This is a genomic window from Duganella aquatilis (genome assembly GCF_009674565.1).
Lineage (GTDB): Bacteria > Pseudomonadota > Gammaproteobacteria > Burkholderiales > Burkholderiaceae_D > Rugamonas > Rugamonas aquatilis.
Genome location: NZ_WKJL01000001.1, coordinates 599,807 through 618,129, shown reverse-complemented (window position 1 = coordinate 618,129; position 18,323 = coordinate 599,807). Strand labels below are relative to the sequence as shown.

Sequence of the window (18,323 nt, the reverse complement as noted above, 5' to 3'; positions counted from 1 at the left end):
GGCGATATGTGCGCCCAAGCGAACCGCTGCAGGGGGGAGGGCATAACACTGGGCGGACTCCGAGCGGTCAAGGCAGGGTCAAGGTGCTACGTGTTTGCACCCCGGATCAGCCGCTCTTGGTGTTCGGTAATGTCGTCGCTCTCCAAAGCGCAAGCGATTAAAAGAGGCACTATCTCAACCGGCAAGTTACCCATGATGTTGCATTCGCCCGCAGCACGCTTTGCTTCAAACTGATCCGCCCTGAATTCGTAAAACTCATTTAAACAAATCCACGTGGGCTTCGACAATATGCAGCAATTTTGAACTAGGTGAAAACTTGGGTATCGGTCTTTGCATTGACAGCCAAACGTCGCGTTGTAGCGATACCCCCGAGATGTAGTCTTAGCAAACACTACCGTCCCAGCAAAGGCTCCGAGCGAGATTAAGATCTTGTCCCGTACACCGCCATCATGGAAAACGAAGTTTGGGTGCGAAATAATTGTGCCTGGCGTCATACGTTAGCGAAGTTATTTTTGATCTCGCTACGTTCGGCGCTAATTTTCCGAATTTCATCTACCTCTTGGGCTCGTGCCGCCAATTCGTAGGGTATTTGCTGCTGCCTCCGCCCTTGGACGTTGAACACCTTATCCCACGGCTCATTCTCTAGGTGAGTACGTTCAATCATATCTTTCGACAGCGTCGTGCGGAACTCTGACGCAAGGCGATCAAGTAGACGTAGCTCACGCTTTGAAAAAAACGACGAGTCAAACTCAGCCTTCGGGGTAATGGTTAGCCCATTCCCTCCGGCCCATGCATAGGACTCCATGGCCACTTTATCCGCTAAGTCACCTTTTGGAGCGTCGACCTCATTGTGAAGTTCCACGGGTACCGGCCCCTTCGGCCATGCAAAGTATTGGAGCCCGGTCACTGACCGACCAGTATCACGGAAATGCTCGAAATCAAGCAGATACAGCAACTTGTATAGCTTAATTTTTCCAAGCTGGTGAGTATTTTTGGCGAAGAAAATGATCGCATTGATCAACTTCTCGCGTTCATGGTCAATTAGCATGGTGGTCACGCGAATTGGCGCGCTATAGAGGGATAAGTAAATATAATACAAACAACAAAATTTGTATGTGACACACGTCACTTATTCAAAGACTGTTGCTTTGTAGCAGTATAGCATTGTAGGCGCGTAGACTTTGCATGCGGCGGCTATCCGTCGATGCTGGCTTCGGCTTGAACTTTGTTCAAGCGTTGCTGGGTATTTGTGCACCCGCCGCTCCAATTGCTGAATTCCCCACCCGTCATTTGCTGATTTCCCCGAATTCAAATCCCGCAGATAGCCTGTAACGGCGGGTACCGTTGCCCGGCCGGCCACTTGCTGATTTGAAAAAGGGGGATTTTTTCGCGTGAGGAACCATGCGCATTGTTTGCTGCGTGCCTCCATTAAGTGCCACCGCTCGCGGAACGCGGTCCAACTTGGGGGTCACAGATGCTACCTTCGTTGGGCTTAGGTGGCTATCGGGAAGTCGGAGCAATCCAAAGATCTCGGCGACGTTCAGTGTATCATTAATTTTATTGCATTCAATTGTTTCCATATACACAAATTAGCCGAACATTTAATTATGCTTGCCACGCTCGGATATATCTTCCTTGACGCAACAATTTTTGTTTTTTTGGTGAATTTTTCTTTTCCGCTAGCGCGATTCGCTGCTATTGATTCCGACACTCCACTCACTCCCCCTCCGCAGCGCTATGTCATCACATCCAATCTTATGCTGGCGTTTCTTGGACTCGCCGGCCTTGTCGCTTGGCAGAGTAAGAGTATCTACGCGCCAACATTTTTGATGATGCATTTAGGTGCAGTACTTTGTGCCGCGTATTCCGATCCGAAGCATGTCGAGCGGAGGCCGGGCGAGACTTTCAGTAAATTTTCGGTTCGCTACTTAGTGGAGCAAGGTCAACGGGCCCTTCTTGGAAAGGTTGTGCTTCTTATGGCGGCGGTGGTGACGCCATACGTTGCGCCGGAAACCTGGCACTTACCGGCCTTGTGTGCGGCGCTCGGTTTCGCGAACGGCAAGGTCGCACGTTGCGCCGCAAAAAGCCGGATACTAGTAGGTGCATCCGAACGAGGTCAGCTGTACTCGATTTGGCAGGATATCGGAATGACCGCACAGGCGCGAGCATGGTTTTTGTCAATTCCGTCTGCAATCGCAATATACACGCTAGGAGCCCGACCAGAGGCTTGGTCCGCCCTCGCAGGATATTCGTTGTTGAGTGGCGTTATTGCCGGAATAAAGCTGATATTGGGGAGTGAGCAGGAATAATCTCCTCACCAATCCCCTTGGGAAAATTCCTTACTCGCGACATCGCCTACTGCCAGCCAAAAAATCCCCCCCCCAAAAAGGCGGCAAGCTGTGGCTTATTCGATAAGTGAGATTTCTCTACTTCGAGATTGAACCGAACTCAAGTGCCCGCCGCCCGGCGGCGCGTAAACTTAGCGCATCTTTTCGACAGGGAGCGCCGCCGACCTTCGTGCGAAATCGTATGTAGTCACGCCAAGCGCGCCGGTGGGCGGCACAACGGTACCATTCGATCGCGGTTCGCCACCAGCATTTGCTGATTTACATTTGCTGATTTCACCCGGTCATTTGCTGATTTCGCCGTGCCTTCTTTGGGCTTACCAGCTCAAGGGCGAGCCCCGCCAAAATTGGAGCGGGCGCCACCGCTCTTACCTTTGACGCATGCCATTTGCTGAATTCCTATGTCAAAAAGGGGGGTATTTTCTGCGCGTGGGAGAGGACGCGGTCTAGAGTCCCGCCCTCTCCAGACTTTTGACCGCCCCCCCCTCCCCATTGTCTCCCCGACCACCGCCGGCGATGCCCCTGCGGCTCGACCACAGCACGCTGGCGAGGCGTTCTCGCCTCAACCCTCATCACCCACTTCCACACTGCTGCGCGCGCCGCAGGCCAGCGCCATTGCAGCGGCGACCGGGCGACACCAGAGCAGCTAGATACCGCTGGCACTCCTGGCCAGACCGTTGTAGCCTGATGCCATCCCAACAACGCGTATCAACACACCTGAGAGGCGAGCGATGGAAGTGAGTGCATGGAAGAACGGACGGGCGTCGAACCCCAGGGTGGTCTACGGCATTCGGGTGGGCGTGGAAAATCGAGCCGCATACTTTCCGGTGGAGCGAGATGTCATCGTGGTTGAGATGGATAACGAGGAGCATACGTTCCACCTCACGGACGGCTTCCGGAGAAAGTGCCCGGAGTTTCGAGACTCCAAGGGTACGGCTATCCGCGACTGGCTGGCGCGCCACCGCACTACCGACTGGCCGCGCGGTCGACCTCCGCGTTTTGAACTGCATGTCCTGGGCGACGGCCGCTTTAGGCTGGTCGCTTAGCATCGACTATTTCCTAAGTTTTCCTGCAATTGGCCATAAGGTTCGAGTCGGCAGCGTTCCGCTGTCTCAACTCGAGAGGAAACTATGACCTTCAAAACCAAACGGGCCGCCGCACACGACAGCAACATACACGGCTGGCGAGACGCCTTGGAAAGGGTACTTCAAACGGACCACGAAACCCATCGATTCTTCCTATCCTGCCATGCCAGCATAGTCGTTACCCACCTTAACTTCACCGGAGATTTTCCCCGCTCGGCCGAAGGTCAGGTGTGTTGTTCGTGCGGGAAATATTTAGGCAGCTTCGCGAGCGATACAGACGGCGCCGACATTAAATGCACGCGACTCCTTTCGTGAAGTTAGTCGCGTGCCGCGCGTTGTCATCCAGCACCGCGCAGCGCCAGGATGGACGACAGCGCCGCATCGATGGTGCCGGATCTGGCTTCACGCCTTCCGCGCGCCAGTTCCTCGTCGGGCGGCCACCTGGAGCACCTGGTCTTGGTCGGCACCGACGGCGCGCTAGCGAACTCCCCGCGCTGCTCGTCCCGCAGCTCGGCCGGGTGGTCGTCATCCAGGTGACGCTGGTAGCGGTCAGCGTCTAGATGCTCAAGGTCGCCCTCAGAAGCGAGCATGCTGATGGCCTGGTGCTGGTCCCCCAGCAGGGTAAGCAGGTGGCACGGCGGCAAGGTATGGCCGGGCTCGCGGGGCATCGCTGACCGAGTTCCCCCTGATGGGGGAGCTTGCCGGGCGGCGGGAGGCTGGTCAGGCGTACGAATTTCGTCCGGTTGGCTCACGCCAGCAGCGCCAGCGCCCACCGGCTCGCATGACATCGCGGGCACCGTTCCAGTAAAACCGGGAATCTCCCGAATTTCGGAACTCCTCGAAAAGCTGCTGGCTGGCGCGGCGCGGCCGGGCGCATTCGGTTCAGCTACCACACCCACACCAAGGCGACGAATATCGTCGGGCTGGTCGGTACGGATGTCGATACGGGATTTTCCCGCTTCGACACTATCGGCAGCGGCCGCGCGCTGGCCGGGCGTGCTGGTGCTGGCGCGCCTGATGCTGGTGGTGCTGGCGGCGAGGATGGCGTCCAGCTGCTGGACGTCATCGGTGTGACTTCGCGTTCCCAAATCCTCGGGGGCGTAGCGCTGGCTGGTCGCGTGATTGGTTGGCTGCTGACCGTCTCGGATATTTTGCCGAGACGGTGCACCAAGGGGCTGTGCAGTATGCGGCCCCTTTGCGCCCACGGCGGTGGTGCCGACCTGTTGTTGGGCGTTCGCCTTCCCGCTGGCGGTCGCCGTGCTGGTCTTGCGATTTGCCGCGGTGAGTTTGGATTTCGACCGGCTGGCCGGATTCGCCTTGCCACCGGCGGCCGCCTTGCTGCGCGTGCTCGGCGCGGTGGTGGCGCTGGCGGTCGACCTGACGGCGCGCGTGCGGGTGGTCGCTACCTGAACGAGGGGAGTGCCGGGCGCGGCCGGCACCGGCCTGCTGGTGCTCGGTGCGGAAGCGGTCCTGCTGATCGTCGCTTTGCACGGGCGCTTCGGCGTGGCGCTGACCGGCGCGGCCAAGCTGGTGGTGGCGGACTTGGCCGGGCGTTCGGCGGCGGCGGGATTCGTCGGCGCGGGCACGGTGGCCGGGCCTGCATCAAGGTTCGGTTGCTCCGCGGCCTGGTCGTCGGCGGCCGGCGCGCGGTCGTCAGCTGGCCCATGCTCGCGGTCGACCTGCTCTAGCGCTAGGACGGCGGCCAGCTCGGCAGCGGCTGCAACCGGCTGTTTCACCCTGGCGCGTCGGTGTGGTGATGGGCTGGTGCTGGCGGCCTGGTCGGCGCCGAGCTTCGCGCTAAGCACGAGCGGAGTATGCAAAATTTTTTGCACCGTGCTTGCCGCCTGGTGCTGGCCGGCGGCAGATGACATCACACCGACCTCGCACGGGGCGTTGGCTGCCGAGATGTCCTCAAAAGTGAGGGGATGGTCCATGGTGGCGCGCGCGGTCGTGACGCACAGGGTGTCCTTGAAGTTCAGGAGACGTCTTGCGGTGGGGTGCTGGTTCTGCACCTCATCGGCGGGCTGGTCGGCGGTACTGCGCGCCAGCTGATGGGTGGTGGCCGGCGCCGGGCTGGCGGTATCGGTGGCGGGCGTGCTGCTGATCGGCGGGTGCTGGGCTTGGGCCGGCGCAGCGCTGGCGGTCGGCATGCCGGCTGGATGGCTGAGGATTTGATCGTTGGCTGAGGCAATCCCGACACAAGAATAGGGTTGCGATCGCTCCGGCACCTGGTCGGCGTCCGCTGCAGCCGGGCCGCGATTCGCATTCCCTATAGGGTTTCGAGATTCCAGCGCCACCGGCTTGGTCATGATGTCGGCGAACGAACCTCGCCCGCTGGCCGGTGGCGTCGGCATGGTGATGCCCAGCGCCAGCAGCAGCGGCGCTGGGTCTTTTGCGTGCGGCACCAGCAGCGCCTCGATGACGGAATCGGTGAGCGCGCTGTTGGCCATCAAGGTGGCGCGGGCAAGATCCATCCCAGCGCCACGCACAGGCGCGCTGAGGCGCTTCTGCGGCGCTTGGCGGGCCAGACCATGGCGACCCCCTACCGCTTCGTGGAAATCCTTCTGCATGGCCCACAGTTGCGCGCGGCCGCCGTGCAGATCCGAACCGACCATGCGGCCGTTGAGCAGCGGCAGCAACAGAACATGCGCGTGTGGTGCGCCCTCGTCGCGATGGATCACGGAGCTAAGCACCGGCACGGCGAAATAGTGCGCCGCCCAGGCGGTGGCCTCTTCGAAGTATTGCACCAGGTCGACGGCGGTGCCGGCGGGAAGCGTGAATAGCAGCTCCAGCGCTTGGACACAGTTCTTACGCAGCTTGCTGATGCCGGCCGCCTGCAGCAGCACCCCGGCCAGCTCGGCCACTTCGTCGCCGGTAGCCGGGCCGCGCAAAATCACGTTGTCAGCGATGCGCTTGGTGTCGATGTGGCTGTCGGCGCCAAGTTCGGCGGCGATCTCGCGCAAATTGTGCCGCGCAGCTGCGCGAACAATTCCACCGCCGTGCAAGCGCTTGATGGCCAGGGCAAAGCTGGTACTCATGATCGACCCCATCGGAATGCGGCGGCGCGCTCCGAACGCCACCTGGCTAAATTACCGCATGCCGACATTTCCAGCGCTGGCAACACGGCGGGCTGGTCAGTGACGGCTATCGCGGTCGGGTCGTTCGACTCGTTGATCGGAGTTTTCGGCTGCACGGTAGATGGCTTCTCTAGATGGTGCCCGTGAGACGGGCTAAGGAAAGTGGTAAAAAGGGTGCTGATTGGCCCGTCTGGCGGGCGTATAGCTCATCCTATGTGCCCGTGAGACGGGCCAATAGCACCCCCTATACGCCCGCGAGACGGGCTAAGGACTTCAATTTTTTGAGCTCCATTTTTTGTAGGCTCCACGTTCAAATGCAGCTTCGACTCCGGGGTCATAGCCAGCGATCTTGTCCAGCGCGCGCCAGGTGACGGCATACCATGCCGCGCGATTCGGGCGCCGCCCTTTGACGGTCTCGAAGATGAATCCGACATCGATCAGCTCACGTTTTGCGCGCGTGATGACATCCTTGCTATTCCAGCCACGTTCCCTGAGATAGGCTGACGATCCGAGCAGCCGGCCGTTGTTGTCGCCCATGACCTGGCGCGCGAACTCCATCAGCAAGCTCTTGCCGGGGTGCGAAAGCTCCGCATAGGCCAAACTATCCAGCACCGACCAGGGCACGGCTGCAAACCCTCCGGCATCACGGCCAGTGTCGCGCTTCCTCATACCTTGGCTGCGACCATTACCCACCCGCCACACCTCCAAATGCCTGCTGGCCAGCTGGACAAGCACGAACCTTCAGCACGAGTTCGCACAGCGCCAACAGGCCGGCGCGCACATGCAGATCATTCGCATCCTCGCCCAACACCGGTGACGTGCAGTAGGCCAAGCCCGTCGACTTTGCTGCCGCCTGGCCGGTACCGCTCGCGTCATGGTCAGCGAAAACAAACTTGCGGCCCCCGATCAACGGCGCTACGTGAGTCAGGTTGTGAGCACTGAAGCACACCACCACGCAGGCGCTGAGACGCAGTCTGCGCAGCGCGAGATCGAGGGAGAGGCCAGTGGCATACCCCTCACACAAAAACGCCTCCTTGACCTGTTTGCTGCCCAGCCTGAGCACAGCACCTTTGGCGCGCATGCCCGGCGCCATCTTCTTTTCCCACTGGCGCGTGTCCGGCAGCCAGGTGATGGTCTGGATGCCCTGTAGTTGGTTCGTTTCGACGTTCCGCATCGGAACCACCAGCACACCGGCGTCATCCAGCCCCAGCACTTCCGGCAGTCCCTTGCCGCTCAAGTAGTTGCTGACCTTCGGCGTACAACGTGCGATCACGACCTCAGCGCGCGCTGCCGCGGCGGCATACCCGCGCTGCTTGCGCGCATCTTCGGCGGCGGTGGCAGCCGCGCGCGTGGCACGGGTCTCACGCTGCGCCCTGAGCTCCGCTAGCGTCAGCGGTCCGCGCGGCGCCGTATCGTCGCGCCAGCCATGCGCCTTTGCCTCGTGATACAGCGTGCCGATGCCGACCCTGCCGGCGGCGCCGATGCTGCGCCAGACCGCCTTTGCGGCGCGCTCGTCGTATGAGTCGGCACCCTGGCTCCAGGTGTCCCAAAGGTCGAAACCATCTTCCGAAAACTCGGCCTTGACCGCCATGGCCATACGTACCCATGTATCGCGATCGTGCGAAGGGATGAAGGACAGGGCCGCTGCAGCTTTATCTCTGCTCATGCTGATGCCCTCCGCTTCGAAAATGCGATGTTCTTCGAACGAATCTTGCCCATCACGTTAGGCGTCACCGGCGTGTTGGCATCGGCATCAAACTTGAAGTCGTTCGGCGGCCAGGCGCCGGTCATGTCCCTGTAGAGGCTGGCGGCGCGGCCGCGCTGCTTGTCCGGAGCGCTGTGCGCGGCGGCGTATGTGCAAAGCTGCGCCCACAGGTGCCGCGTGTCGTCGGCCAGCTTCTTCTTGCCGAGCATGACCTCGCGCATCTCGCCGGCTTCCACCGGCACCATGGCCGGCGGCTGGTGCTCGTGCCCACATGCGATGCAGCGCTTGGCGAACGGTTTAAATCCGCACGCTGGGCAGCCGCGTTGTTCGTATTCAGGTGCTTCCGCCCTGGTCGATTTATCCAGCTTGGCGCCGGCGTCGAGCGTATCCAGGCCGGCGTAATAGATCCGCGTGTAGTCCTCAAGGAAACGCAGAATATTGCCGCTATGATCCAGCAGAATGCAGTCGACCTTCCCAGTCTCGCGGGACGATCGAAGGCCACGCCCCACCATTTGCATGAAGGTCGACAGCGACCGGCGCAGCGGCCGACAGTCGACCACGCAACCAACCGTCGGGACGTCGAAACCTTTCGCGAGCGCCTCAACGCTGACCAGCACCTTGAGGGGCGATTCGGGCATACGGTACTCGGCCAGAAGCTGCTCCCGCTCTGCGGTCTCGGTTTTGGAGGTGAATACAGCGGCCATGACGCCCGCCTCATTGAACTGTCGGCACAACTCCTCGCAGTGAAGGATGGTGGATGCGAAAACGATGGTCTTGCGATTCTCTGCATACTTCGTCCACTCGGTAACGACATCGCCCACAACCTCCATGCCGCGCTGTTCTGCCGCCTTATCCGTCCACTCGCCGTTACTGTTGGTGGCAGCGCCGGCCATGTCGGGCTTGGTGCAGCTGTAGACACGCAGCGGCACCAGCACGCCGGCCCGCGTGAGCTCGTCCATCGTGGTGGCGCAAATAAGATTCGAGAACAGGCTGCCCAGGCCAGACGAAAACGGCGTGGCGGATAGACCAACCACCGAGGCGCCGCACTTCATGATGTGTTCAGTCCACACGGCCAGCTGCGTGTGCGCCTCATCGATGACGATGACGTCCGCGCGCGGCCAACCACGATTCTGTAAAGTCTGCGCGCTGGCGATCTGGAACGGCAATTCTGGCCGGTAGCGCCAGTGCTGGGCCTGAATGATGCCGTGAGCCATGAGCCCGTATTGGTCGGCGGCGGCGCTGGTCTGGTCAATCAGCGTGGTGCGATCACAGACAAAGATGACGCGCCGGCCTCGGATAAGCGCTTCGTGCGCGATCCGCAAGCCGAGATACGATTTGCCGGCACCGGTGGGCGCCATGATGAGCTGATTCTTGTGGCCTGCTTTGCGCCCCTCGCGTAGCCGCTCGTGCGCGGTCGCCTGGAATTCACGCGGCGGCGGAAAGGACGTCCCGGCGTAGCTCGGCGCCTCTGTTTCGAATAATGGCCCGATCATGCGCCGGCCTCCAGCTTGGCCAGCTTTTTGCGCAACGACTTGATGATTCCGATCTGCTGATTGATTGTGGCCTGGTGGCCGGCGTTCTGCGATTCCAGCACCGCAGTCAGGCGGCGCGCCTGCGCCAAGTCGCCCAGCGCGATGGTCAACGGGTCGCCCTCGCGCACCAGCAGATCCCTGATGTATTGCAGCTGGTCGGCCTCCGCCTTCAGCGCGGCGGCGACCTCCTCGTCAGACGGGCCAACATGCTCGGATTCTTCAGCGGGCGATACTGAAGCGCCAGCTGGCGCTGCGGCCTTCTGCTCAGCACATGTTGCCGGCAGCGCGCCGTCAGATTTGGCTTTTCCGATGTTGGCTGTGTTTTGCTGGTAGGTGACACCCTTTCGCTCAACAAGGCGCGCGCAAGGCATCTCTGCATTTGCAGAGATAGCACCTCGAACCGACGCCACAGTATGCGGAGAGACGCGGCAAGCCCGAGCCACAGCCTCATTGCTCCAAGCTGACCACTCGGCATCCTCCAGTAGGGTCTTCACCGCGCGGCGCTTGTCGTCATTGGTCCGGCGCAGGCCATGCGCCGCGTTCGCTCCCGCCGAGTACAAAATAGCATCGCGCCGCGTGCCGAAATGAATCTCGCAGCCGATATCAGCCACGCCGGCGGCATTGTGGCCGTGGTACCGGTGAAAGCCATCGGCCAACCAGATCTCGGCGCCGTCATCGAACACAACCACCGGCGGCAGTTCGCCGCCACTGCGCACCACGTCGGCATAGTCGGCAACGGTGGGTTCATGCAGCGCCACGCGCGACTGGGTGCCGCCATCAATGCGAATGCTGGAGACTGGGAGCCGCGACAAAACCATGGTGATGGCGCCATCGGTGGTGGTGATGGCCTGGGGCGCTGGCGCGGACGTTTGCAGGGTCGTCATGCGCGCACCTCCGGCATGGTGGCTGGCGACGGCATCGATGCGCGGTCGTTCAGCAGTGCGATGCGCGTCTCGGCGGCGATGGCCAGCATGCGGGCGGAGGTCGTTGCGAATCGCAGCAGCCTCTCGGTGTCGCACTCGCCAAGGATCGGGCGGACCGTGTGCTGTGGACCGGTGTCCGCGCTCAGGGTGCGATCCAGCGTGCTGGAATTGACCAGCTCCAAGCACAAGCCAATGCCCTGGGCGATGTCCATCACATCAGCGGCAAAGTGCGCGCCTTGGTCGTGTTTCAGACCGGGAACGAGAAACGAGAACGGCTCGTGGATGGCGTCGGATCGGGCTGGATGAAGCGGTGCCTCAGCCGCCACCGTTTTGTGGGCGGCGGCCGACATTACGCATTGCTCCCGGCTTGGCGAGCAATGAAGGCGTCAATCTCGTCTGCATCCCAGACGGTGACGCGTTCAGCCAATTTGAAGGGCGCTGGGAACCCAACCTTCCCCTCTCGAACCCAACGCCAGACGGTTGCCGGGCTGACCGGCAGCTTGCCTTTTTTTGCCGGAGTGCTTGCAAGATCCCCGATACGAATAAAACGCTGTGACATGATTCACCCCTGTGAGATGCGCGGTAGCGCGATAGGGTGAATCGTGACTTCTCTAAGGCTTGGCGAATAGGTGTAAAGGGTGCGGGTGAAAGGGTGTCACCCTTTGCTAAAACGGCTTGAAACCCGCACCAATCCTCACTTAAAAGGGTGCAGGGAATTATTTTCGACGACCACTCCTCAAGCCATCGGCGCGGAGGATAGTCGCCATGGCATCGGCGATTCTCTCAGTGACTCCTCTCTCTACAAGCCACATTCTGACCTGATCATTGGTCGGAGCGGTGCTCGGCTCGTCCGGGTCATAGAGACTCCAAAATTGCATCGCCGCTTCCGCCAATCTGCTCAGTAGCACAGTGTTGTGTTGCCCCCAAGGGAAGGTCTCACCAACAACTGAAGCGGGGTGCGTCTTGCCAAATAAATAGCTACTGGCAAGTCCATTTGCAGTTATCCAGCGCTGCAGTTCGCTGCGGCTAAAATATTGATCATCAAACTCGTGGGCGTCAGAACCATTCCAGGCAATTAGAGGGTCAAATGCCAACGAGAACGCGGCCTCATATTTGGCTGAGAGGTCCTTGGCCAAAAATATATCTTTCTTGGCAAATTCTGAGTTCTCAAAATCCCGTACTAGAGTAGCGATCTCTATGCTAAGCAAGTTGCCTTCGGCTTTTGTATTGCGCGAAAACATTAAACCGTCACTCTCGGCCGCACCGTCGACGTCAAAGCGAAAGTCGGAGCACGCCGAATAATAGGCTTCTTTCATTCGCCTGATGATTGGTTGTACTCGGTAACTGTCCTCGAGTAAGTTGCTGGAGGGGTCAAAACCCGCGATCAAAAACGCCGCCTCTCGACCAGTGAACCGTTCTGCATAGTCCCAATGGTTTACGTGTTGCATGATTACTGATTTCCTCCGTTGGCCGCGCGAAGCGTTATGACGTCGGCGCCAGCCCGTAACTTGTCCAAGTAATCCGCCCAACGCTGCATCATGGCTCGACGCGCCGGAAGATGGCTGGTGCGGTTATAGGCCCGCCCCAGCGCGTCGCGGACCGTGTGCGCCAGCTGGTGCTCGATTAGGTCGACGCGCTCGCCCAGCACCTCGTCCAAGATCGTACGCGCCATGGCGCGGAAGCCGTGCCCGGTCATCACCTCTTTGCTGTAGCCCATATAGCGCAAAGCGGCGTTGACCGTGTTTTCGCTCATACAGGCTTTACTGCGAAGGCTGGGAAATACATACTGGCCGTGCCCGGTGATGGGGTGCAGCTCACGGAGAATGGCAACAGCCTGAGTTGACAGCGGCACCAGATGATCTACCCCCATTTTCATCTTGGCGCCGGGGATGCGCCATTCGGCCGCGTCCAAGTCGATTTCCACCCACTCGGCGGCGCGCAGTTCGCCCGGGCGGACAAACAGCATCGGCGACAATTTAAGCGCCGCCACAGCTGCAGGATGGCCGTTGTAATCGTAAATAGCCCGGAGCAGCGGACCGACTTCCTTCGGCTCGGTGATCGCGGCAAAGTTGCCTTTCACCGCTGATGTCAGGGCGCCACGCAGGTCGGCGGTGATGTCGCGCTCCACCAGGTCAAGCGCGACCGCAAACCGGAAGATCTGGCCACATACTTGCTTTACGCGGTGGGCGGACTCCACGGCGCCGCGCGCCTCCATCTTCTGGACGGCCATCAGCACATCGCGCGGCTTTATGTCGGTGATGGGCATCTTTCCGATGTAGGGGAACACGTTGTTGTCGAGCCAGCCCTTCACTTTGTCTTGAGTGCTGGCTGAGCGGCTGGGGCCGATCTTGACGAGCCACTGGTTCGCCACCGCTTCGAAGGTCTGGTCGGCGGCGGCGGTCTTGGCATGCCTATCGACGCGCTTTGCTTGACTCGGGTCGATCCCTTGGGCCAGCTGCTCGCGCGCATCGTCGCGGCGCCGGCGCGCGGCGGCCAGAGATACCGCCGGATACACGCCCAGCGCCAGAGTTTTGCGCTTCCCAAGGAAGCGGTAGTCCATGCGCCAGTATTTGCCAGCCTCTTTGACCAGCAGGTACATACCGCCACCGTCCGAATGCTTGTCACCGGCCGGCTTACTCGGTTTTGCCTGTTTGATAAAAGTGTCTGTGAGAGCCATGATTTTCCCTTGACGGTACTTTTTTTGACGGTATCAGGACGTACCGTCAGAAGTACCGTCAAATCGTTACGCTGTCATGCTACGACGTAATACGACTCAAGACAACAAAAAACCCGCTCTCCCTATGAAGGAGGCGGGTTTTGATACTACCTAATACGTTGTGATACTTGTTCTTGGTGCCGCTTGCCGGAATCGAACTGGCGACCTTTTCATTACGAATGAACTGCTCTACCAACTGAGCTAAAGCGGCGACGACCCGCATTCTAACAAAGAACCTTCAGGACAACCAGTCCCAAAACGAGAAATTTTGGCTTGGTTGCAAATATTTCATTGCCTTATGCGGGTTTCAGGCTTTTCAGCCTTCCGTATGGTAGCTGGTGACCACCGCCACTTCGTCGCGCGAGCCCAGGAACACCGGCACGCGCTGGTGCAGCTTGTGCGGCTGGATGTCCATGATGCGCTGTTTGCCGTCGGTGGCCGCGCCGCCCGCCTGTTCGACGATGAAGGCCATCGGGTTCGCTTCGTACATCAGGCGCAGCTTGCCTGGCATCGACGTGTCGCGGGTGTCGGCAGGGTACATGAAGATGCCGCCGCGGTTCAGGATGCGGTGCACGTCAGCCACCATCGAGGCGATCCAGCGCATGTTGAAGTTGGTGCCGCGCGGGCCGGTGTCGCCGGCCAGCAGTTCGCTGATGTAGCGCTGCACCGGCGGATGCCAGTGGCGCTGGTTCGACATGTTGATGGCGAATTCCTTGGTCTTGGCCGGGATCTGGATGTCGCGCTGGGTCAGCACCCACGAGCCCATCTCACGGTCCAGCGTGAAGCAGTTGACGCCGTTGCCGGTGGTGAGCACCAGCATGGTCTGCGGGCCGTACACGGCGTAGCCGGCGGCGACCTGCCTGGTGCCGGCCTGCATGAAGTCGGCTTCGGTCGGTTGCGCCATGCCTTCCGGCGCTTTCAGCACGGAGAAGATGGTGCCGATCGAGACGTTGACGTCGATGTTCGAGGAGCCGTCCAGCGGGTCGAACAGCAGCATGTATTCACCCTTCGGATAGCGGTTTGGAATCGGGTGGATGGATTCCATTTCTTCCGATGCCATCGCCGCCAGGTGGCCGCCCCATTCGTTCGCTTCGAGCAGGATTTCGTTGGAGATGATGTCCAGCTTTTTCTGCACTTCGCCCTGGATGTTTTCGGTGTCGGCGGTGCCCAGCACTTCGCCCAGCGCACCTTTGCCGACCGAGTGGCTGATGGTTTTGCAGGCGCGCGCGACGACTTCGATCAGCAGGCGCAGTTCGGCCGGGATCGTGTTGTGCTGGCGTTGTTCTTCCACCAGATATTGTGTGAGGCTGACTCGTTTCATGGATTCCCTTGAGGTGGTAAATTAATTGGCTAACGCTTTGCTCACAACTTCCGCGACGTCGTTGGACAGTTTGCGGGCGGCGACTTTTTCCAGCGCTTTTTTCATCTTGGCCTGCAGTGCCGGCGCGTAACGGCGCCAGCGGTCCATGGCGCGCGCCAGACGCGCCGCCACTTGCGGGTTGATGGCGTCGAGCTTGATCACGTATTCGGCCCAGAATTCATAAGCGCTGCCGTCGGCGGCGTGGAACTGCGACGGGTTGGCGCTGGTGAAGTTGAAGATCAGGCTGCGCGCGCGGTTCGGCGTTTTCAGCGTGAAGGCTGGATGCTGCATCAGCTTGCGCACGGCGGCCACGTTGGTGGTCGGTGCGGCGGCCTGCATGGCAAACCATTTGTCGATGACCAGCGCTTCGCTTTCGAAGTCCTGGTAGAAGGCCTTCAGGTACGGGCCGGTTTCGGCGCCGCTGTGGATCATCGCCACCAGCGCGGCCGAGCGGTCGGTCATGTTGGTGGCGGCTTCGAACTGCTGCTGGGCGAGTTTCAGCTCGGCCCAGTCCGGCGCCACCGTCAGGTAGGACAGGCACAGGTTTTTCAGCGCGCGCTTGCCGGCCGACAGCGCGTCCGGGCTGTACTCGCCCGGCGTCTGGTTGGCGTGGTATTGCGCCAGCAGTTCGCTCTTCAGCGCGGCGCCGATGGTGCGGCGCATGAACTGGCGCGCGGTGTGGATGGCTTGCGGATCGACCACGTCCATCTGCTCGGCGATGATGGTTTCCGACGGCAGGATCAGCGCCAGTTCGCGGTAGGCCGCGTCCAGCGTGTCGTCGGTCAGCACCGCGCGCATGGCGTTGATGAAGGTGTTGTCCAGCTTGAGGTTGGCTTCGCCGTGGGCCGCCACTTGCGCTGTCAGCTTCAGCAGGCGTTCCATCGCCAGGCGCTGGCCGGCTTCCCAGCGGTTGACCGGGTCGCTGTCGTGGCTGAACAGGTGCAGCAGTTCGTCGTCGGTGTAGTCGTATTCGAGGATCACCGGCGCCGAGAAGTCGCGCAGGATCGATGGCGTCGGCCGTTCGTCCACCTGGCGGAAGCGGAAGATCTGTTCCTGTTCGGTCAGTTCCAGCACCACGGTGGTGGCGCCCTTTTCGTGCTTGCCGTGTTCCAGGTGCAGCGGCAAGTCCTTGCCGTTGGCGTCCAGCAGGCCGACCGCCACCGGAATGTGGAACGGCAACTGGTCCGCCTGGCCGCGCTGGCTCAGGACGATGTCGAAGTTGCGCTTGACGGCGTCGTAACGGGTTCGCGCGGTGACCACCGGCGTGCCGGCCTGCGAGTACCAGCGTTCGAACTGCTTGAGGTCGCGACCATTGGCGTCGGCCATGGCGGCGCGGAAGTCGTCGCAGGTCACAGCCTGGCCGTCGTGGCGGTCGAAGTACAGGTCCATGCCTTTGCGGAAGCCGTCGCGGCCCAGCAGGGTCTGGTACATGCGCACCACTTCGGCGCCTTTTTCGTAGACGGTGACGGTGTAGAAGTTGTTGATCTCGACAAACGAGTCGGGACGCACCGGGTGCGACATCGGGCCGGCGTCTTCCGGGAACTGCGCCTGGCGCAGCGTGCGCACCTGGTCGATGCGGGTGACGGCGCGGCCGGAATCGGTGCCGATCATGTCGGCGCTGAACTCCTGGTCGCGGAACACGGTCAGGCCTTCCTTCAGCGATAGCTGGAACCAGTCGCGGCAGGTCACGCGGTTGCCGGTCCAGTTGTGGAAGTATTCGTGGCCGACCACGGCTTCAATGCCGGCGTAGTCGATGTCGGTGGCGGTGCGCGGGTTGGCCAGCACGAACTTGGTGTTGAAGATGTTCAGGCCCTTGTTTTCCATCGCGCCCATGTTGAAGTCGCCCACGGCGACGATCATGAAGCGGTCCAGGTCCAGTTCCAGGTTGAAGCGTTGCTCGTCCCAGCGGATCGAGTTTTTCAGCGACTGCATGGCGTAGTCGGTCTTGTCGAGGTTGCCCTCTTCCACCCACACTTGCAGCAGCACTTCGCGGCCGTCGGCCAGCTTGAATTTTTCTTCTTGGCAGACCAGCTTGGCCGCCACCAGGGCGAACAGGTAGGACGGCTTCTTGAACGGGTCTTCCCACTTGGCGTAGTGGCGGCCGTCGCCGAGGTCGCCCTCCTCGACCAGGTTGCCGTTGGACAGCAGCACCGGATAGGCGGCCTTGTCGGCGCGCAGCATCACGGTGTACTTGGCCATCACGTCGGGACGATCCGGGAAAAAGGTGATGCGACGGAAGCCTTCGGCCTCGCACTGGGTGAAGAAGTTGCCGTTCGAAACGTAGAGGCCGGACAGCGTGGTGTTTTCCACCGGCGCGCACAGGGTTTCGATTTCCAGCACCACGTTGTCCGGCGCGTTGTGGATGGTCAGCATGGCGGCGCTCAGTTCGTAGTCGCCGGCGGCCAGCAGGCTGCCGTTCAGGCGCAGCTGCACCAGTTCGATTTCCTCGCCATGCAGCACGATGTCGCGGCTTGGGGACGCCGGGTTGTGGCGCAGCGTGATGCGGTTGGCCACCACGGTGCGCGCCGGCGCCAGGTCGAACCCGAGTTCTACGGTGTCAACCAGGAAGGCTGGAGGGGTGTAATCTTTGCGGTATATCGTCGTTGGGCTGCTGTCTGTGCGCATTGGAGGCTCTGGGGGACGGAGGCAAAAGCTTATTTTACCAATACCGAGCACGCCCCATGCGCCGAATTGCCCCTGGGACGTGCTAAAGTTGCTGGTTTCCACGATGCCGTAACATTCTGTAATAATCATGCAAGGTCCAGGCGAGCGTCATAAACTTAGCACTGGAAAATACCGTCTTACCTGAGAGGGCATCATCATGAAGAACTATCTCGCCATTGCGGCGACGGCTGCCGTCATGCTGTTGAGCGGCTGCGCCACCACCATCCACAGCGATGTCACCGCCTTCAACGACTGGCCGGCCGACATCCAGGACAAATCCTTTGCCTTCGAAGCCCCGCAGGGCGCCGACGATACGCTGGAATACCGCAACTACCAGGTGCTGGTGGCCGGCGAGCTGGGCAAGCTGGGCTTCCACCAGGTGACTGACGGCCAGCAGCCGAAGTTGCTGGTTGGCATGAAATACTTCACCATCGATCATCCGGTGCGCGTGTTGCAGGCGGAGGATCCGTTCATGGGTCCGTACTGGGGTCCGGGCTACGGCCGTTATGCGTGGGGTTATTCGCGCTGGGGTTATCGTCCGTTCTTCTATGATCCCTACCGTTTCGGCCCAAGCTATCTGGAAGAGCGCATCAAGCACCAGTATCAGCGCCAGCTGCGCGTGACCATCAACAACGTCTCCGGCCGCAAGCTGTATGACGTGACGGTGCAGAACACCAGCGGCGTGCAGGCGACGCCGCACGTGATGCCGGCCCTGGTGCAGAGCGCCTTCACCGGTTTCCCCGGCCAGAACGGCGTGCCGCGCACCATCGACATCACCATCGAGCCGAAGACCGAGACGGTCGAAGTCAAAGCCCCGCCAAAAGCAGGCTGATTTAAACCGGGGTCAGTTCTGCCAATCGCACACGAGCCCTGCCGTAGCAGCCGCTACGGCAGGGCTCGTGTGCGATTGGCAGAA

15 protein-coding genes and 1 tRNA gene are annotated in these 18,323 nt (G+C 60.8%); 3 read left to right on the top strand and 13 right to left on the bottom strand.

From position 1 onward, the window contains the following. Nucleotides 1-490: 490 nt before the first annotated feature. Nucleotides 491-1,048, bottom strand: a complete 558-nt coding sequence (locus GJ698_RS02880) for a Panacea domain-containing protein (RefSeq protein WP_154356383.1) — start codon at nt 1,046-1,048, stop codon at nt 491-493. A gap of 559 nt (nt 1,049-1,607) precedes the next feature. Here GJ698_RS02880 and GJ698_RS02875 point away from each other — a divergent pair. Together GJ698_RS02875 and GJ698_RS02870 are read left to right on the top strand one after the other, a co-directional pair. Next, the gene (locus GJ698_RS02875) at nt 1,608-2,309 is read left to right on the top strand and encodes a hypothetical protein (protein WP_154356057.1); all 702 of its coding nucleotides are present in this window, start codon (nt 1,608-1,610) and stop codon (nt 2,307-2,309) included. A gap of 767 nt (nt 2,310-3,076) precedes the next feature. Next, complete coding sequence (locus GJ698_RS02870) at nt 3,077-3,391, top strand: hypothetical protein (RefSeq protein WP_154356056.1); 315 nt, start codon at nt 3,077-3,079, stop codon at nt 3,389-3,391. Between the two features lie 377 nt (nt 3,392-3,768). Here GJ698_RS02870 and GJ698_RS31130 read toward each other — a convergent pair whose 3' ends face one another. The 12 genes from GJ698_RS31130 to pepN form a co-directional block, all read right to left on the bottom strand. Next, nucleotides 3,769-6,468, bottom strand: coding sequence for a plasmid recombination protein (locus tag GJ698_RS31130; protein WP_166454793.1), 2,700 nt, complete (start codon nt 6,466-6,468; stop codon nt 3,769-3,771). A 312-nt stretch (nt 6,469-6,780) separates the two neighbouring features. Further along, the gene (locus tag GJ698_RS02860) at nt 6,781-7,176 is read right to left on the bottom strand and encodes a hypothetical protein (protein WP_154356054.1); all 396 of its coding nucleotides are present in this window, start codon (nt 7,174-7,176) and stop codon (nt 6,781-6,783) included. A gap of 16 nt (nt 7,177-7,192) precedes the next feature. Then, the gene (locus tag GJ698_RS02855) at nt 7,193-8,173 is read right to left on the bottom strand and encodes a PriCT-2 domain-containing protein (RefSeq protein WP_154356053.1); all 981 of its coding nucleotides are present in this window, start codon (nt 8,171-8,173) and stop codon (nt 7,193-7,195) included. Then, a complete protein-coding gene (locus GJ698_RS02850; RefSeq protein ID WP_154356052.1) occupies nt 8,170-9,705 on the bottom strand; it encodes a DEAD/DEAH box helicase in 1,536 nt (511 codons plus the stop codon). Before GJ698_RS02850 ends, GJ698_RS02855 begins: the two co-directional genes overlap by 4 nt. After that, nucleotides 9,702-10,628 (bottom strand): hypothetical protein, encoded by a 927-nt coding sequence (locus GJ698_RS02845; protein ID WP_154356051.1) that lies wholly within the window; start codon nt 10,626-10,628, stop codon nt 9,702-9,704. The genes GJ698_RS02850 and GJ698_RS02845 overlap by 4 nt, the downstream gene beginning before the upstream one ends. Continuing rightward, nucleotides 10,625-11,017 (bottom strand): hypothetical protein, encoded by a 393-nt coding sequence (locus tag GJ698_RS02840; protein WP_154356050.1) that lies wholly within the window; start codon nt 11,015-11,017, stop codon nt 10,625-10,627. Before GJ698_RS02840 ends, GJ698_RS02845 begins: the two co-directional genes overlap by 4 nt. Beyond that, on the bottom strand, nt 11,017-11,226 hold the full coding sequence (locus GJ698_RS02835; RefSeq protein WP_154356049.1) for a helix-turn-helix transcriptional regulator: 210 nt from the start codon (nt 11,224-11,226) through the stop codon (nt 11,017-11,019). The genes GJ698_RS02840 and GJ698_RS02835 overlap by 1 nt, the downstream gene beginning before the upstream one ends. A gap of 157 nt (nt 11,227-11,383) precedes the next feature. Further along, the gene (locus GJ698_RS02830; protein ID WP_154356048.1) at nt 11,384-12,115 is read right to left on the bottom strand and encodes a hypothetical protein; all 732 of its coding nucleotides are present in this window, start codon (nt 12,113-12,115) and stop codon (nt 11,384-11,386) included. Between the two features lie 2 nt (nt 12,116-12,117). Then, nucleotides 12,118-13,344, bottom strand: coding sequence for a tyrosine-type recombinase/integrase (locus GJ698_RS02825; protein ID WP_154356047.1), 1,227 nt, complete (start codon nt 13,342-13,344; stop codon nt 12,118-12,120). Nucleotides 13,345-13,518: 174 nt separating this feature from the next. Then, nucleotides 13,519-13,594 (bottom strand) — tRNA-Thr (locus GJ698_RS02820). 105 nt (nt 13,595-13,699) lie between these two features. Beyond that, a complete protein-coding gene (locus tag GJ698_RS02815) occupies nt 13,700-14,704 on the bottom strand; it encodes a class 1 fructose-bisphosphatase (protein WP_154356046.1) in 1,005 nt (334 codons plus the stop codon). A 21-nt stretch (nt 14,705-14,725) separates the two neighbouring features. Beyond that, nucleotides 14,726-17,368: an aminopeptidase N gene (pepN, locus tag GJ698_RS02810; RefSeq protein ID WP_154356045.1), complete on the bottom strand. Its 2,643-nt coding sequence runs from the start codon at nt 17,366-17,368 to the stop codon at nt 14,726-14,728. 196 nt (nt 17,369-17,564) lie between these two features. Between pepN and GJ698_RS02805 the strand changes: the two genes are divergently transcribed. Next, nucleotides 17,565-18,239 (top strand): DUF4136 domain-containing protein, encoded by a 675-nt coding sequence (locus GJ698_RS02805; RefSeq protein ID WP_166454792.1) that lies wholly within the window; start codon nt 17,565-17,567, stop codon nt 18,237-18,239. Nucleotides 18,240-18,323: the final 84 nt, after the last annotated feature.

Coding starts and splice junctions, on each gene's coding strand:
- GJ698_RS02880 (WP_154356383.1), bottom strand. CDS start 1,048: ATGCTAATTGACCATGAACGCGAGAAGTTGATCAATGCGATCATTTTC.
- GJ698_RS02875 (WP_154356057.1), top strand. CDS start 1,608: ATGCTTGCCACGCTCGGATATATCTTCCTTGACGCAACAATTTTTGTT.
- GJ698_RS02870 (WP_154356056.1), top strand. CDS start 3,077: ATGGAAGTGAGTGCATGGAAGAACGGACGGGCGTCGAACCCCAGGGTG.
- GJ698_RS31130 (WP_166454793.1), bottom strand. CDS start 6,468: ATGAGTACCAGCTTTGCCCTGGCCATCAAGCGCTTGCACGGCGGTGGA.
- GJ698_RS02860 (WP_154356054.1), bottom strand. CDS start 7,176: ATGAGGAAGCGCGACACTGGCCGTGATGCCGGAGGGTTTGCAGCCGTG.
- GJ698_RS02855 (WP_154356053.1), bottom strand. CDS start 8,173: ATGAGCAGAGATAAAGCTGCAGCGGCCCTGTCCTTCATCCCTTCGCAC.
- GJ698_RS02850 (WP_154356052.1), bottom strand. CDS start 9,705: ATGATCGGGCCATTATTCGAAACAGAGGCGCCGAGCTACGCCGGGACG.
- GJ698_RS02845 (WP_154356051.1), bottom strand. CDS start 10,628: ATGACGACCCTGCAAACGTCCGCGCCAGCGCCCCAGGCCATCACCACC.
- GJ698_RS02840 (WP_154356050.1), bottom strand. CDS start 11,017: ATGTCGGCCGCCGCCCACAAAACGGTGGCGGCTGAGGCACCGCTTCAT.
- GJ698_RS02835 (WP_154356049.1), bottom strand. CDS start 11,226: ATGTCACAGCGTTTTATTCGTATCGGGGATCTTGCAAGCACTCCGGCA.
- GJ698_RS02830 (WP_154356048.1), bottom strand. CDS start 12,115: ATGCAACACGTAAACCATTGGGACTATGCAGAACGGTTCACTGGTCGA.
- GJ698_RS02825 (WP_154356047.1), bottom strand. CDS start 13,344: ATGGCTCTCACAGACACTTTTATCAAACAGGCAAAACCGAGTAAGCCG.
- GJ698_RS02815 (WP_154356046.1), bottom strand. CDS start 14,704: ATGAAACGAGTCAGCCTCACACAATATCTGGTGGAAGAACAACGCCAG.
- pepN (WP_154356045.1), bottom strand. CDS start 17,368: ATGCGCACAGACAGCAGCCCAACGACGATATACCGCAAAGATTACACC.
- GJ698_RS02805 (WP_166454792.1), top strand. CDS start 17,565: ATGAAGAACTATCTCGCCATTGCGGCGACGGCTGCCGTCATGCTGTTG.